General features: G+C 25.8%; 17 protein-coding genes and 1 other RNA gene. 2 read left to right on the top strand and 16 right to left on the bottom strand.

Annotated features, from left to right (window positions below; genetic code table 11):
- Positions 1-2: 2 nt before the first annotated feature.
- The 13 genes from HMPREF2852_RS01370 to HMPREF2852_RS01315 form a co-directional block, all read right to left on the bottom strand.
- The gene (locus HMPREF2852_RS01370) at positions 3-1,403 is read right to left on the bottom strand and encodes a zinc-binding metallopeptidase family protein (protein WP_070605409.1); all 1,401 of its coding nucleotides are present in this window, start codon (positions 1,401-1,403) and stop codon (positions 3-5) included.
- A 12-nt stretch (positions 1,404-1,415) separates the two neighbouring features.
- On the bottom strand, positions 1,416-2,162 hold the full coding sequence (locus HMPREF2852_RS01365) for a peptidylprolyl isomerase (protein ID WP_070605406.1): 747 nt from the start codon (positions 2,160-2,162) through the stop codon (positions 1,416-1,418).
- A gap of 1 nt (position 2,163) precedes the next feature.
- Positions 2,164-2,766 (bottom strand): S1 RNA-binding domain-containing protein, encoded by a 603-nt coding sequence (locus tag HMPREF2852_RS01360; protein WP_261667847.1) that lies wholly within the window; start codon positions 2,764-2,766, stop codon positions 2,164-2,166.
- Positions 2,715-2,924: a hypothetical protein gene (locus HMPREF2852_RS09770; RefSeq protein WP_261667869.1), complete on the bottom strand. Its 210-nt coding sequence runs from the start codon at positions 2,922-2,924 to the stop codon at positions 2,715-2,717. The genes HMPREF2852_RS01360 and HMPREF2852_RS09770 overlap by 52 nt, the downstream gene beginning before the upstream one ends.
- A 60-nt stretch (positions 2,925-2,984) precedes the next feature.
- Entirely contained in the window at positions 2,985-3,836 is an 852-nt protein-coding gene (locus HMPREF2852_RS01355) for a YitT family protein (RefSeq protein WP_070605403.1), read from the bottom strand.
- 137 nt (positions 3,837-3,973) lie between these two features.
- Complete coding sequence (locus HMPREF2852_RS01350) at positions 3,974-4,894, bottom strand: hypothetical protein (protein ID WP_004838742.1); 921 nt, start codon at positions 4,892-4,894, stop codon at positions 3,974-3,976.
- Positions 4,894-6,603, bottom strand: a complete 1,710-nt coding sequence (gene ptsP / locus HMPREF2852_RS01345) for a phosphoenolpyruvate--protein phosphotransferase (protein ID WP_070605399.1) — start codon at positions 6,601-6,603, stop codon at positions 4,894-4,896. The genes HMPREF2852_RS01350 and ptsP overlap by 1 nt, the downstream gene beginning before the upstream one ends.
- A gap of 59 nt (positions 6,604-6,662) precedes the next feature.
- Entirely contained in the window at positions 6,663-6,923 is a 261-nt protein-coding gene (locus HMPREF2852_RS01340; RefSeq protein WP_004838740.1) for an HPr family phosphocarrier protein, read from the bottom strand.
- Between the two features lie 56 nt (positions 6,924-6,979).
- Positions 6,980-7,987, bottom strand: coding sequence for a LacI family DNA-binding transcriptional regulator (locus HMPREF2852_RS01335; protein ID WP_039920481.1), 1,008 nt, complete (start codon positions 7,985-7,987; stop codon positions 6,980-6,982).
- Between the two features lie 49 nt (positions 7,988-8,036).
- Positions 8,037-8,480, bottom strand: a complete 444-nt coding sequence (locus HMPREF2852_RS01330; RefSeq protein ID WP_004838738.1) for a hypothetical protein — start codon at positions 8,478-8,480, stop codon at positions 8,037-8,039.
- 10 nt (positions 8,481-8,490) lie between these two features.
- Positions 8,491-9,066 (bottom strand): YtxH domain-containing protein, encoded by a 576-nt coding sequence (locus tag HMPREF2852_RS01325; protein WP_004838737.1) that lies wholly within the window; start codon positions 9,064-9,066, stop codon positions 8,491-8,493.
- Between the two features lie 75 nt (positions 9,067-9,141).
- Positions 9,142-9,310, bottom strand: a non-coding RNA gene (gene ssrS, locus HMPREF2852_RS01320) — 6S RNA.
- A gap of 33 nt (positions 9,311-9,343) precedes the next feature.
- Complete coding sequence (locus HMPREF2852_RS01315; RefSeq protein ID WP_070605396.1) at positions 9,344-10,204, bottom strand: RluA family pseudouridine synthase; 861 nt, start codon at positions 10,202-10,204, stop codon at positions 9,344-9,346.
- A 60-nt stretch (positions 10,205-10,264) separates the two neighbouring features.
- Between HMPREF2852_RS01315 and HMPREF2852_RS01310 the strand changes: the two genes are divergently transcribed.
- Positions 10,265-11,050, top strand: coding sequence for an NAD(+)/NADH kinase (locus HMPREF2852_RS01310; RefSeq protein WP_004838735.1), 786 nt, complete (start codon positions 10,265-10,267; stop codon positions 11,048-11,050).
- Positions 11,051-11,124: 74 nt separating this feature from the next.
- Here HMPREF2852_RS01310 and HMPREF2852_RS01305 read toward each other — a convergent pair whose 3' ends face one another.
- Genes HMPREF2852_RS01305 through HMPREF2852_RS01295 form a run of 3 tightly spaced genes read right to left on the bottom strand, consistent with a single transcriptional unit; the run spans position 11,125 to position 14,378 of the window.
- Positions 11,125-12,630, bottom strand: a complete 1,506-nt coding sequence (locus HMPREF2852_RS01305; RefSeq protein ID WP_186821914.1) for a peptidoglycan D,D-transpeptidase FtsI family protein — start codon at positions 12,628-12,630, stop codon at positions 11,125-11,127.
- Positions 12,611-13,888: an FtsW/RodA/SpoVE family cell cycle protein gene (locus tag HMPREF2852_RS01300; protein WP_070605390.1), complete on the bottom strand. Its 1,278-nt coding sequence runs from the start codon at positions 13,886-13,888 to the stop codon at positions 12,611-12,613. The genes HMPREF2852_RS01305 and HMPREF2852_RS01300 overlap by 20 nt, the downstream gene beginning before the upstream one ends.
- Positions 13,875-14,378 carry an FHA domain-containing protein gene (locus tag HMPREF2852_RS01295; protein ID WP_004838732.1) on the bottom strand — a complete coding sequence of 168 codons (504 nt, stop codon included), beginning with the start codon at positions 14,376-14,378 and terminating at the stop codon, positions 13,875-13,877. Before HMPREF2852_RS01295 ends, HMPREF2852_RS01300 begins: the two co-directional genes overlap by 14 nt.
- Positions 14,379-14,615: 237 nt before the next feature.
- On the opposite strand from HMPREF2852_RS01295, the gene HMPREF2852_RS01290 reads away from it, so the two are divergent.
- Positions 14,616-15,086 carry a hypothetical protein gene (locus tag HMPREF2852_RS01290; RefSeq protein WP_004838731.1) on the top strand — a complete coding sequence of 157 codons (471 nt, stop codon included), beginning with the start codon at positions 14,616-14,618 and terminating at the stop codon, positions 15,084-15,086.
- Positions 15,087-15,112 lie beyond the last annotated feature (26 nt).

The raw sequence follows: 15,112 nt of genomic DNA, 5'->3' as shown, positions 1-15,112 counted from the left end.
CTTCACTCCAAATTTTTATTTAGTTTAAGTAAAACTTCCTTAATTAAAGAAAAAGTTTTTAAAATATCTTTAAAATCACAAGCAGAATTTATCATATCCACTTGTTTATATTTTACCCCAATTGATATCATATTAACATTAAATTTATAAAAAATCAGGTTGCAGTCTAAAGAATATTGTGTTTTTATTATCTCTAAATTGCTCTTATATAAATAATCGTATGTATCTTTAAATATAAGAGCCAGATCATTTTCTTTGTTTTGCCATGATGGAATTGATAACCTATTTGTAAATTCTCCCCCATTAATATCACTAGCAAGCTTAGTTTGTTCTAACATTCTACTTAAACTTTCCTCAGATAAGGATCTAAAAATCATAACAGCATTTAATTTATAACTTGAAGTTCTTATTTTTGTTAAAACCGAAGAAGAGATTGTGGTTTTTGTATTACTATCTACAGCAAATGTTCCATTTAATGATAATTCAACGAAAGAAGCTATGTGATTGTACGATTCTTGAGTCATTGGATAAAATTTTAATTTATCTATCTTTTTTATTTCAAATTTTAAATTTGGTTCAATTTTTAAATTTGCAGTTAAATATTCGCTTTCAAATAAATAAAATACATCCAATAAATCATTTTCGAATTCATTTTTACAAACTAAGTCTACAAAACAATAAGATGGTGTTTTGTCGTGCTTGCCACCGCCTTCAATATTTATTACATCTAAATCAACTTTTGATTTTATTTTTCTGATAAAAGTCATCAACATTTTTATTGTATTTTTGAAAACATTGTTGAAATCATTCGAAAAATTATCGCCAGCTATATTTTTAAGACTTATTCTATAAATCAAATTATTTTCTAAGAAGCTTTCTTCGTCAATTTCTTTCCTATTTATAGGAATTCCAACTGTACTAATCGTATGTGAAGCAAAACTTTCTGCTATGCAATCAGATTCATTTAAATTTAAATTAATAATATTTTTTGATCTTATAACGGATCTTAAAACAGAAAAATCTTTATTATAATCATTTATATAATTATTTGTTAATAAAATATCAAAATTATTTATACCTTCTTCAAGTAGCATTGTTATCGATAAAATCCCGCTTATTTCAGTTGGATTTAAATTTGTTTCAAATGAAAAATCTTCATCTTCCTTAATTTTAATAAAAGATGATTGGTTTATTTTATCACTAATATTTAGGTGTAAAACAGCTTTCGAATTTTCATTTTTTATATAATAACAATCGTTTATTAAAAGTATAACTAATTTTCTTTCCTTAGCTTTTGACAAAACAAATTTTATAAGTGATTTTTTATCATCGATTACTTTAATATATTCACTTAAATCTTTTGCAATTGCCCTTAGCTTATTGGAATAATTCGACTTTTCCATAAAATTTCCTTCTTAGTAATATTTTTTAACTTCTACCTTCTCTTTGATTTTTCTTGTTTTTTCTAAATATTTTTCTTGTCTTTTTATCATCAAAAGTGTATCGTAAATTCTATCTTTTATTTCATCAAATTCTGGTAAATACTCATCATGTGTATGGTCTAATTTTATTATATGATAACCGAATTGTGTCTTTACTGGTTTTGAAATTTCTCCCTCTCCTAGTTTATCAAGGGCTTCTTCAAATTCTTTAACCATAGTTCCTTTTGGAAATTCTCCCAAATCTCCATTTTTTGAGCCATTATCTTTTGAATATTTATTAGCAGCATCTTCAAAACTTAAACCATCATTTATTTCATTTAAAATATTTTTGGCACTTTCTTCATCATCTACTAAAATATGACTTGCTCTGTAAGATTTTGGTTTTTTTACTACTTCTTTATTGTTATCATAATAATTTTTAATTTCTTCGTCGCTTACTTCTATGCTTTCAAATAATTTGTGCATTGCATAATTTTTGAGCATATTTTCCTTTGTTATTTCTAACTCTTTAGTAAATTCTTCATCTTCGTCTAGTTTATTTTCTAATGCATCTATATACATTAATTCTTGATTAACTAATTCGTCTGTAATTTGATGAATTCCTTGTGGATTCAAAAATTGTTGTCCACCTTGCATTTGTGTAATAAAGCTTACAACTTCTTTTTGACTAATTTTTTTACCATTTACTTCTGCTAATATATCGTTATTTTTTTCTGTCATTTTACCTCTCCAATAATTGTATTTTTTTTGGATAAATCTTAATATATTTATCTTTATAAAGTCTACCTATAGCTCTTTTATAGGCAGATTTTGAAAATCCAAATATTTTATAAATCTTATCAGGAGATGACTTATCTCCCAAATTTAAGAAACCATTATTTTCTTCCAAATAATCTAAAATTTTTTGACAATCATCATCTATTTCAAGATAAGATCTTTTTCTATTAGATAATTCAATTTTTCCATCTTCTCTAACTTCTTTGACTCTTAATTTTAAAAGTTCTCCCTCAATATGAACTCCATTTAATTCTTTAATTCTTATTAACGAGTCAAATTGATTATTAATCGCAATGAAAGCTCCTATATGTTTATTTATAGAATAAATTCTTCCTTCAACAATATCATTTTCTTTAAAATTATGGTCAAACGATAACATATCCCTAATTTTGCTTGTAAGAATAGGCATATTTTGATCATCTATGATAAGTCCAACTGGATAAGTCATATCTTTAATAACCTTATATGTTCTCTCACTAGCTGGCATTAATAATTTTATTTTATCTTGGTATAAAAAATATGCTCCATTTTTTTGACATCTATACACTTTAAACTATATATTTTTCCACTTTCAATATCAAGATTTATGCTTGCTCTTAAAGTATTATTCTTGTCAAAATAAATATATGCCTTTATTTCGTCGCCTTGTTTATATTCTTTTACTTCATTTTTGTCAATTACAGCATCGCCATACTTTGTTTGTATGTATGCCTTATTTTTATTAAATCTTTTTATTTTTAAATTTTTAATTTAAATCACTCCCATTTATTCAAAAACTTGATATGTAAATCCTTCTCCTAATACTTCTGATATAGCATGAGTAAAAACAAATGCGTTTTTGTCAATTTTTAATATATCATCTCTAATAGGTATGTATTTTCTAAAAGGAACTACAGTTAGTATTATATTTCTTTCTTTATGAGAAAAACCTCCCTCTGCTTTGTAAAGGCTTACTCCTCTTCTATATTTACCCAAAATCATTTTATTAATTTCATCACTATAATCACTAATAACAGTAATGGCAATTTTTCTTCCTAGTCCTTGTATGAAATAATTAAAACCAAATGACTGAATAATAACAGATAAAACCGCATACAAAGCAGTTTCTACACCAAATTCTTTGACCGCCATCAAAACTACAAGAGAGTCAATCATAAATAAAGATTTTGCTACCGTCATATTAAAATATTTATTTATGATTGCAGCAATTATATCTGTTCCTCCAGAAGATGCATCATTAAAAAAAATACAACTTAAAGAATAAGATACAATTCCTGCACCAAAGAATACGTTTATTATCAAATCATCAGTTAAAATTGTTTGGGGAAAATATCTTTCAAAAAACATTATAGCCAAAGAAATTATTGATGCAGACAAGACCGTCTTTTTTCCAAAATCTTTTCCCATAAGTAAAAAAGCCATAATAAATAAAATTATATTTAAAATTAAATACCATTGTCCAACCGTGAAAAAATCAAAAAGTTTTGCCATAATTAAAGAAATTCCAGTAACACCACCTGGGGCAATATTATGTTGAACTAAAAAAAAATATAAGCCGAATGCTAATAATATTGAATTAAATCCAATATTAAAAACTTTTTTAAAATTTTTTACCATACTATCTTTCCCTTTTGTAAATATTTATATAAATTTTATCATATTTTTTAATTTTCTACAATAAATCAAAATTTGATTTTAATTTACAAAAAAATAAAAGGCTAAAAAAATTTACTTTCTTAGCCTCTTTATAAAATTTATTTTGCCCATGTAGGAATGATTTCTGAAAAATTATCATACATATTTAAAATCGCTTCAATTTCTTGCTCATTTAAATATGGTTCTTTTTTATCTCTAATATCAACCAAAGATTCTAGAATATAATAAACTTGGTAGAAACTTAATAGCCTATAAAATTTTCTTGAAATCACTTCATCGTTATGATAAGAATCAAGAACTCCTTTTGCAAATTCAGGATATTTTATAGCAATTTTATTTATATTTACAAAATCACTAACTCCATCTCCAATTTTAATTTCTTTTAAGCCTCTAATATCAATTTCTCCATCATCAAATATCCTAATATTTTTTTCACTTATATTTTGATACAAAGAATTAAATGCAGTATTTTTGCATATATATTTATTTGAGGTCAAATAATCAATCAAAATATAATCGTTATTATCATTAATCTTATTTAACCCATGCCTATAAAGTAAGAAATTGACTTTTGTATCTACATTTTTATACCAATCAAATCCATCATACTCATCAATTTTTTTGATATGAATATTTTTTAGAATTTTACCAAATTTTATACCAATATTATATATTTCATCTTTTTTAAGCTTATCTAAATAATCTCCCAAGGAAATTTCATCCCTGTACTCAAATATTTTGTAAGATTTGTTAATATCTGGCATTATTCCTATTTCAAATAAATCCAAAGTATCTAATAAATCTATACTTTTTAGATAATTATTAATAATTTCTTCTTTTTTTAATTTATCAAAATCATCCATTGAATACAAACCCAAAACATAAGATTTTTCATTTGAAATCACTCTAATTTTATTAGATGAAATGTCTTCAATTGAAGATATATTTTTAATTTTATCTGTAAAAAATTTGGTTCTTTTAATAATATCTAGAGATTTATCATTCATTTTTTTATCCATTAATTATGTTTTTCTATTGACTCCTCAACATCTTTAACATCTTCTAAATCTAAAATAGTTAAGGCGAATTTTTCTTCTTCTTTAAAATTAGAATTTAAAATAATATCTTTAACTTTTGGAAGTTTTGAAGCTGAGCCTGAAAATTCGTCTAATCCAAGTCCTAACAATAGTTTTGTTGCCTTTGTATCTGAGGCAAATTGTCCACACATTCCAGTCCATTTTCCATCTTTGTGACTTTCATCAATAACATGTTTAATAGATCTAATTACTGCAGGATTGAAATTGTTATAAATATCTGAAATATTTTCATTTCCCCTGTCACAAGCTAAGGTGTATTGGGTAAGGTCATTTGTTCCTATTGAAAAGAAATCAGAATATTTTATTAATTTATCTGCCATAATAATTGAAGCTGATGTTTCAACCATAATTCCTAAATCTATGTCTTTATTATAAGCAATTCCCTCTTTATCAAGGTCTTTTTTCAATTCTTCAAGTATTAGTCTAGTTTGTTTTATTTCATCAGTTGAAATTACAAAAGGAAGCATTATTTTTAAATTTCCATAGGCTGATGCTCTTAGTAAAGCTCTTAATTGGTCTTTAAAAATATCTTGGTGGTCTAAGCAGAATCTAATTGCTCTGTAACCTAAGAATGGATTTTCTTCTTTTGGGAAATCATAATAATCAAGTCCCTTATCTCCACCTATATCTAAAGTTCTTACAACCAAAGGTTTTTCTCCAAGCATTTGTGTAGCTTCTTTGTAAACTTCATATTGTTCTTCTTCTGTTGGGAAATGATCATTTTCCATATATAAAAATTCTGTTCTAAATAAACCAACCCCATCGCAACCATGTTCAATTGCTACTTTTAAATCTTCAATATTTCCAATATTTGCAGAAACTTCACAAACTTTACCATCCAAAGTTTTAGCTTCTAAATTTTTAACTTTTTCAAGTCTTTGTTTTTCTTCTTTTTCTTTTTCAATTAAATTTTTATAATCTTCTATTTCTTTTTCGCTAGGATTTACAATTAAAATTCCTTGATTTCCATCAATTATTGCTAGCTGTTCGCCTTTAATCTTACTTGAAACATCTTGCATACCTACAAGTGCTGGAATATCTAAATTTTGTGCAATTATTGAAACGTGAGAAGTTTTTCCTCCAAGGTCTGTTGCAAATCCTAAAACTTTTTCCTTATCCATATTTGATGTATCAGAAGGTGTAAGTTCCTTAGAAATAATAATGCATTCTTCATCTAATTTTGACAAATCTTTAGGTACAACATTTTTAATTTTGCAAAGAACTTGAAATCCAATATCTTTGTAGTCATCAGCTCTTTCTTTTAAATATTCATCTTCTAGAGCTGACATAACCATTACCATTTGCTCAACTGTTTCATTTGTAGCAAGCTCAGCATTTTTATTTTCATTTTGAATTTTTTCTTTGATTGTATCTACAAAATAAGGATCTTGTAATAATTCCTTATGAGCTCTAACAATATTTAAAACTTCTTCATTTTGTTCATTTTTTTCTTTGTAATCTAAGTCGTTGAAATAGGAACTAATAGCATCTTCTACTTTTTTAACGTGTAAATCTTTATCTTGATCACTAATATTTGACTTATCAATAACTAATTCTTCTTTACTAAATAGAAAAAGCTTTGCAATAGCAACTCCATTTGAAGCTATAATACCTTTTAGTTTATTAGACATATCTTAAATTTCCTTTCTATTATAAAAATATAGGGGTACTTGATGTACCCCTTAATTAATTATTCTGATAAGTTATCTATAAAATCAGTTAATTTATCTGCAAATGCTTCTTCGTCTTCGCCTTCAACTATGATACCAATTTCTGTACCTTTTGAGATCCCAAGACTCATAACATTGAAAATGCTTTTTGCGTTAGCTTCTTTTCCATCTTTAACTAATTTTACATCACCTGGGTAATTTTTTACAAATTGAACCAAAGATGCTGCTGGTCTTGCGTGAAGACCTGTTTCGTTAGTTACAACAATTTTTCTTTCTGCCATAATTGCCTCCTAAATTATTATATTATTATTTTAACATTTAAATAAGTTACATTCAACTAATGCTTTTTTGTACTATCTCTTTCTATTAATTGAGCATCCAAAACCCAATCATTTTCTAGTATATCTTCTTCGCCTCTTATTCTTTTAATCAAAGCCCTTATTCCTATTGCTCCTATATCATAATTTGGTATAGAAACTGTAGTTAATTTTGGTCTGTATACTCTAGAAATTTCAAAATTTCCAAATCCTGCTACTGAATAATCTTCTGGAATTTTTATATTATTATCATAGCAATATGAAATAAATCCAACCGCAGTTTGATCGTTATAAAAGCTTATAGCACTTACATTTTCACTTTTAGCTTGAGATATAACTTCTTCCCCAATATTATACCCATCATCACTATTTTTTCCATCAGCTTCTATAATAATAGATTTTAAATTATTTTCATTAACAAATTTTTCATATCCTTTGATTTTTATATCAGTTAAATAATTATGTTCTTTTAAAGTAACGTAAGCAATATTTTCATGCCCTTGTTCATATAAGTATTTTGTTAATTCATATTCTTCTTTTTCATAATCTATTTTTACAGTATTTATTTTTTTGAAATCGTGGAATTTATCTAATAATAAAAATGGTATTTTATTATCTCTCAATTTAACTAGAATTTCTGCAGAAATATCTTCACTTATTACTACAATTCCTTCAACTTGTTTTGTTGACAAAAAGTCTATCGCATTTTCTAGAGAATTATCATCTCCATAAGTACTTGAAAGAATTATATCGTATTTATATAAGTGACCAATTTCTTCAACGCCTCTAATTAGTTGAGCCATATATTCAATTCCAATATCTTCAACTATTACACCAATTAGATTAGATTTTTTCATAACCAAACTTCTTGCTAATTCGTTAGGTTTAAAATCCAATTTATTAATTGCATCCAGTACTTTTTTTCTTGCTTCAGGACTAACAGGTTTTGAATCATTCATTACTCTTGATACAGTGGAAATTGATACACCTGCAAGTTTTGCTACATCTTTAATTGTAGGTTGTGCCATATATGCTCCTTTCATTATTAAACAATAATAAAGGCCATCAAATGATGGCCTATCTTCCTGATATTACGCTTCTAACTATATCAAACACATCCATAATTAATGACGCATAATCATTTATTGAAGCAATTCCTTCTCCAAATGTATCAGTTGTATCTATTACGCTTTCTCCAAAATAGTTCACTGTATCTTTTATATCTACAGTTATATCACTTACATTAGAAATAGCTAGATTTGCATTGGATATAGCCATTTTTAGGTTAGGATCAGAAACTAATCCATTTACATTTTCTACTAAAATATTTGCTTGATCAACCAAGTTTGGTAGTTTATTTATTACATTATCTAAATTATCTTCATTTTTGTCAACAATTTTTTGAATAGATTGAACCAAACCTGATGCTTTTTTCAAAAACATAGCAAGAAATACAATAGCGATTATGCCTACTAATACTAAGATAATATCTCCTATTAATCTTAAATTTATGGTAACCATTATCTACCCCTTACTTATTTTTTTTATCTTCTGCTCTTCTTACTTCTCCAGCTTTCTTTTTAGTATCTTCTGCTACTTCTTTAACTTCTTCTTTGCCTTCTTTAACGTCTTTTTTTGCTTCTTTTGCACCTTCTTTTGCAGCATCTTTAACGTCTTTAGCATCTTCTTTTAATTTTTCAGCTTCTTCTTTAACATCTTTTGCATTATCTTTTAGATTTGCTTTTGTTTTTTCATAAGTATCTTTAACTACTTTTTTTCCTTCTTCAAAGCCTTCTTCGATTGGTTGTAGTTCTGTATATGCTCTATCTTTAAAATCAACGTATGATTCTTTAGCACTTTCTACAAAATCATTTGTTGTATCTTTAACTTGATTAATTGTGTTATCGACAGAATTAACTATATCTTTTCTTAAATTTTTACCAGATTTTGGTGCAAGTAATAGACCAGCAGCAACTCCTGCAACAGCTCCAACCAAAGCTCCTTGAGCTCTCATTCTGCTATCGTGATTTTTCATTTTCCAAATTTCATATTTAATTTCTCTTTGTTTTCTTTGTGCTTTACTTTCAATATAATCAGCTATACTCATAATAACTCTCCTTATTTTTTAAATTTTCGTTCTTATAAATTTATACCCACTATTGGATAAAAACAACAAAATATAAAAAAATCCAAGGCGGCCCTATTATTTAATACCTTCGCGTAAGTGAAGGTGGGTTTGCTGTTTGAAATATCTGACTTCCACTCAAAGGAGGCTTGCCATCAAAGTCAAAACTCCGCAATCCCTTATAAATGTTGTAGGTTTAAATTTGGACCTTGCCCCTTGGAATACCTTTATTATATATCATGAAAAGCATAATTGCAAATTAGCTATTGTCTCTTAAAAGACTAGAATTTAAATATTTATCAAATTTTGGTCGTGATAATATCGTTATTTTTTCTCCGTCTCTAAATCTTATAAAACTCACTTTGTATGAATGCAATAAAAACCTATCCAATTTATATTTTGAACCATAAAGTTTATCTCCAATTATTGGATGATTTAAATTTGATAAGGAAATTCTAATTTGATGTGTTTTTCCTGTAAAAATTTTGCAATAAATTAGGGAAAATTTATCGTATAATTTTATATTTTTAAAATATGTTTTTATTTCATAGCCTTCATCTGATATTTTCATTTTTTTATTATTTTCATCATAATTTATCTTCAAAAAAATTGTTTTATCTATTTCTAAATTTCCTTCTACAAGCGCCAAATATTCTTTATCAAAATCATTATTTTCTATTAATTTTTGGTAATATGCTTGGGCATAAGGATTTTTTGCAATCAAAATAATTCCTGATGTATTCATATCAAGTCTATTTATAAATCTAACTTGAGATTTTATATTATTTTTCAAAAAATAATAGCTAATATAATTTGCCAAACTTTCTTGACCTTTAGAATTTACAGTAAGATTTGCGTCTTTGTCTATAGCGATTATATCTTGATCTTCATATAAAATTTCAAGCTCTTTATTTATCGGCTCATAATTAAGAATTTCATCTTCAATAATTATTTTAATATTGTCATCTGGATTTAATTTAATATTTTTTTCTATTTTTTTATCGTTAACCAAGATAGAATTTTTAATTATTTTTTTGTAAGCCCTATTTGAAATATTCTTATCTAACAAGAATTTTTTTAAACTAATCTTTCTATCTGTTTTAAATTCAATATATGTCATTTTTTCCTCAAAAATTTTTTTATGTTATAATTAATTATATCTTAAGAAAGGTAAGTAACAATGAATAAAACGATTAATATTTTCAAAAATAAATCTAGATATACTAAAAATATTTATAATAAAACTAGAGCAATATTAAAAGATTTTGGATATGAAATTTCCAATAACTATGATCCAAACGCTTGCTTAAACCTTGTTATTGGTGGAGATGGAACATTTTTAAACGCTGTAAAGCTTTCAAAATTCTCTCAAATTCCTTTTATAGGTATAAACACAGGTCATTTAGGTTTCTATCAAGAAGTAAATCCTGATAATATTGAAGATTTTGTAAGAAGATTATCTGAAAAAAATTATTATATGGAAAAACTTGCAATTCTCGAATCAAATATTGGTAATAATAAAATTAATGCTGTAAATGAGGTTGTAGTAAAAAGCAACAGAAATCAAATAGTAAGGCTTAGGCTTTTCATTGACGGAAATTTTATAGAAAATTTTTCAGGAGATGGTCTAATAATATCTACTCCTCATGGTTCAACAGCTTATAACTTATCATCAAACGGTGCAATTTTGCACCAATCTCTTGAGGGCTTTCAACTTACACCAATCGCTCCTATTTTTTCAAGTTTAAATAGGTCATTAAAAGCACCAATAATTTTGCCGAAAAATGCTGAAATCGAAATTAACGTAAGCAAAAGAGATAATTATCACACAGTTTTTTTGTTTGATGGCAAAGAATATAAGACAAATAGTTTTAAAATAAGCACAAGAATTTCTAATAAGGAACTAAAAAAGCTTATTTTAAATAAAAACCATTATTGGTCTAATATAAAAAATAAGCTTTTGTAATTTTTTATTATAATTATATATTCACAATAAAAATGCTTTGGAAGTTTTTTATACCAAAGCATTTTTTAATTATTTTAATTTAGATTGACATTATTTACAATACTTGTAATTAACTCTCCTGCAATTGGAGCAGCTGTAATTCCTGCTGTATCATCAGAATCTTCGATAACAATAGCAAAGGCTAATTTAGGTTGATAAGCTGGAGCAAATCCAACAAACCAAGCATCTGTTGCTCCATTTTTTTTATCAGCCGTTCCAGTTTTTCCTGCTATTTGTACAGTTCTGGTGTATGCATTTGTTCCCGTTCCTCTATTTACAACATCAACCATAAAATCTCTAATATAATTAGAATTTTCTACACTTGTAACATCTGATATAACTTTACTTTCACTTTCTTTTATTATTTTTCCATCTTTGTTTACGACATTTTTTACAAGTCTTGGTTGCATCATTTTTCCATTATTAGCAATTGTAGATGCAATCATTGCCATATGAAGTGGAGTAACTTTTGTCTTACCATATCCAAATCCTGTCATAGCTAAATCAACCTGATTTAAATCATCAAATGGGATTTTAGAATTAATTTTTTCTATATCGAACTTATAATCCTTATTGAACATATATTTTTCAGCTATTTGTTTATAAAAATCTTTACCTAATTCATCTGTTTTTGATGCAAAATAAGTATTAACAGAATTTAAAAATGCTGATCTTAAATTTAAATTCCCGTAAGAATATCCACCATAATTTTCTATATCATAGCCTTGAATTTTAACTTTTCCTGTATCGTTATAATGAGTATTTAATTTACTCTCTAATATTGCATTAGCAGTAACAATCTTCATTGAAGAACCAGGTCTATAAATTCCTTGACTGGATCTATTAAGCAAAGGTGCATTTGTGTTTTGAATTAACATATCCCAATCTTGGTCTAGGCTGTTTGGATCATAAGATGGTTTTGAAACCATTGCCAAAACTTCTCCATTTCTTGGATCCATAACGACAATAGAGCCAATATGATCTCCCAAACTTTCGTAGGCTATTTTTTGAATTGTTTGGTCAATTGTTAAATTTAAATTATTTCCTACTCCAGATTTTTCAACCATATCTCTTATTTTTGATGTTGGTTGGTCTGAAATATCTAATAATTCCTTATTGTAAGTTTTTTCTAAACCACTTTTTCCATACTTAATTGAATTATATCCAGTAAAAGCCGAATTTATTTTCCCATTTTTATAAACTCTTATACTATTTCCATTATCATCTTTTTCGTTATATACTAAAAGATTTCCATTTCTATCGTAGATATTTCCTCTTTTAATTACATTTTCATTTACCCAATTTCTTTTATTATGACTGTTATCAGCTAGAGTTTGAGCTTTAAATAATTGAAAATATACCAAATATAAAACTATAGATAAAAACAAAAGAATAAAAAGCATCATAACATATATTAATCTTTTATTCATAGTTGATTTTTCTAATATATGTTTGTTATCTTCGTCTTTTAATCTTTGTTTTTTTTCCATATCTAAGATTTTTTGAATAAATGGCTTTTCTTTATCTTTCTTCTTTTTCATTATCATCACCATTTTCTATTTTTTGACCACAATATTGTAGGCAGGCTAATAAAATAAAACCTGATACCATTGAGGAGCCTCCTGCAGAAATAAATGGAAGAGTAACACCTGTTAATGGAATAAGTTTTAAAACTCCACCTAAAATTATCAAGGTTTGAAGCGCAAAAAGCCCCCCTATACCAAAAGCAAGTATTGAAAAGAATTTATTTTCTTGTTGAAGAGCAATTTTTATTGCCCTATAAACTAAAATCAAGAACAATAAAACTACTGCAATTCCCATAAAAATCCCATATTCTTCACAAATTGCAGGAAAAATAAAATCACTTTCTGCAACTGGAATATAATCAGGTCTACCCAAGCCTATTCCTGTACCAAACAATCCACCACTTGCAAGAGCAAATAATGATTGAGTAATTTGGTAACCCTTATCGTCAATAACAGACCATGGATCAAGCCATGTTTGTACCCTAACTCTAATATGAGAAAATAAAAAATATGCAAGTATAGCTCCCAAAATTGTAAATATTACGTTCAAAAGAATAAGCTTTCTATCTCTTTCATAAACAAATTGTGTCAAAATCATTGTTCCAAAAAATATTAAAGCTGTTCCCAATTCTTTTTGAATAAAAAACATCAAAATAAAAAAGTAAATTCCAATATTCAAATAATACTTACCAAATGCTTTTTTTGTATATTTATTGTAATTTGTATAAAAGCTTGCCACAAAAAATATAAAAGGAATTTTAATAAATTCTGATGGTTGTATGGTAATAGGACCAATTACAATCCAGTTTTTCGCACCACCAGATGCAAAACCAAATACCAAAGTTGCCATAAATAAAACTATAGAAATTACAAAATAAAAAATAATGTAATCATCCCAATTTTTTATTTTTGGCAATATAAAATAGGTAATAAAAAATACAACCACACCAATTATATAAAACAACAATTGCTTTTTCCCTAAAGCAGGATCTAGCCTATAAATCATAGCAACGCCAATTGAAAACAACATATTTACAATAAGTAATAAAATACTATCGCTTCTTGTAAATTTATTAGCCAAAACTGTAGATAATATTGTTGTAATTAGTATTGTTAAATAGGAATAGAAATCTCTGCTTTGTAAATGTTTAGCATTGTAAATCATTGACAAACTTAAACTTAAAAATTCAAATACAAATAAAAGAAATAAAGCAGAATTTTTATATTGTCTTTGCCTGGTGATATTTATATTTTCATTTTTAATCATCTTCATCACCGTTTATAAATAAGAATTTAAGTTCTCCAAATTTAATAATATCCTTGTTTTTTAATTCTATCGCTTCATTAATTCTTTCATCATTTAAAAAAGTTCCATTAGAAGAGTTCATATCTTCCAAAAAATAAATACCTTGGTCTAAAATAATTCTCGCATGAAAACTTGATAAAAATTTGTCTTTTATGCAAATAGTATTTTTATCATCTCTTCCAATAGTATTATTGTCGCCAATATAATAATATTCTTGTACTTTAAATTTGTGTTCTTGATTTTGATTTATGAATTGTAAATATGTATCAGATATTTGCTCTTTTTTAATAGCATATCTAACATCATAATATATTATTCTAATAATTGAATAGATAAAGTACAAAACAATAACAACAAATACATATTTTAAAATTGTTGATAATAATTGATATAAAGTTAAATTTCCAAAAACTTGAATAGAAAATACTTTATCTATAAAGTTAAAAAATTGATCCATAAAACCTCCTTACTTCCTGTTTACTTATTTTATCAGAAATTTAAAATTCTTTAAAATATCCTTATTAAAAATATCTAATATAAAAGCCTTAGATAAATTTGTGTTAAAATCAAGTTTAAACCCACGATAATTTTTTGACAATATATATATATATATATATTATAATGAAAATAATAAAATTGAAATATTTAAATAATGAAAATTTAATACAATAAAATTATATAAGGAGATAAAATAATGAGTTCTGAGCATAATAATATCATAAGAGAATTTAATTTTGAAAGTTTACCATTACCATTTTCTGCACAAAGACATATTCAAGTATATGAAGATGTAATATATTATAATGATACTAAATTATTTGGAAATAATAATTCCTATGGAAAAATCAGAGTTGATAGAATATACGATGCCTATATTATGCATTATAAAAGTAATAAACGTCATATATTATTATTACTTCTATTCTTTTTTGCTTTTATCAAGCTCAATAATGCTATATTATTTTTTATATCCGTATATTTTCTTTGTAGACTTATTTTATTTAAAAAGTATTTTATAAAATTAGAAATGGAGAATGGTAGTTATTTTGTAATAAATTTTTATACATGGGAAGAAGATATATGTCATGAAATTTATGATTCTATTGATTATATGTTAGACAAAAGAGTTGATGATACTAATATAGGCAGATATATTAATAAATAAAATCTGTTTCAATATTAATATTTATA

This window comes from Anaerococcus sp. HMSC065G05, assembly GCF_001812365.1.
Taxonomy (GTDB): Bacteria; Bacillota; Clostridia; order Tissierellales; family Peptoniphilaceae; genus Anaerococcus; species Anaerococcus vaginalis.
Note: the sequence above shows the minus strand (reverse complement) of the source record. Positions and strands in the feature narration are given on the sequence as shown.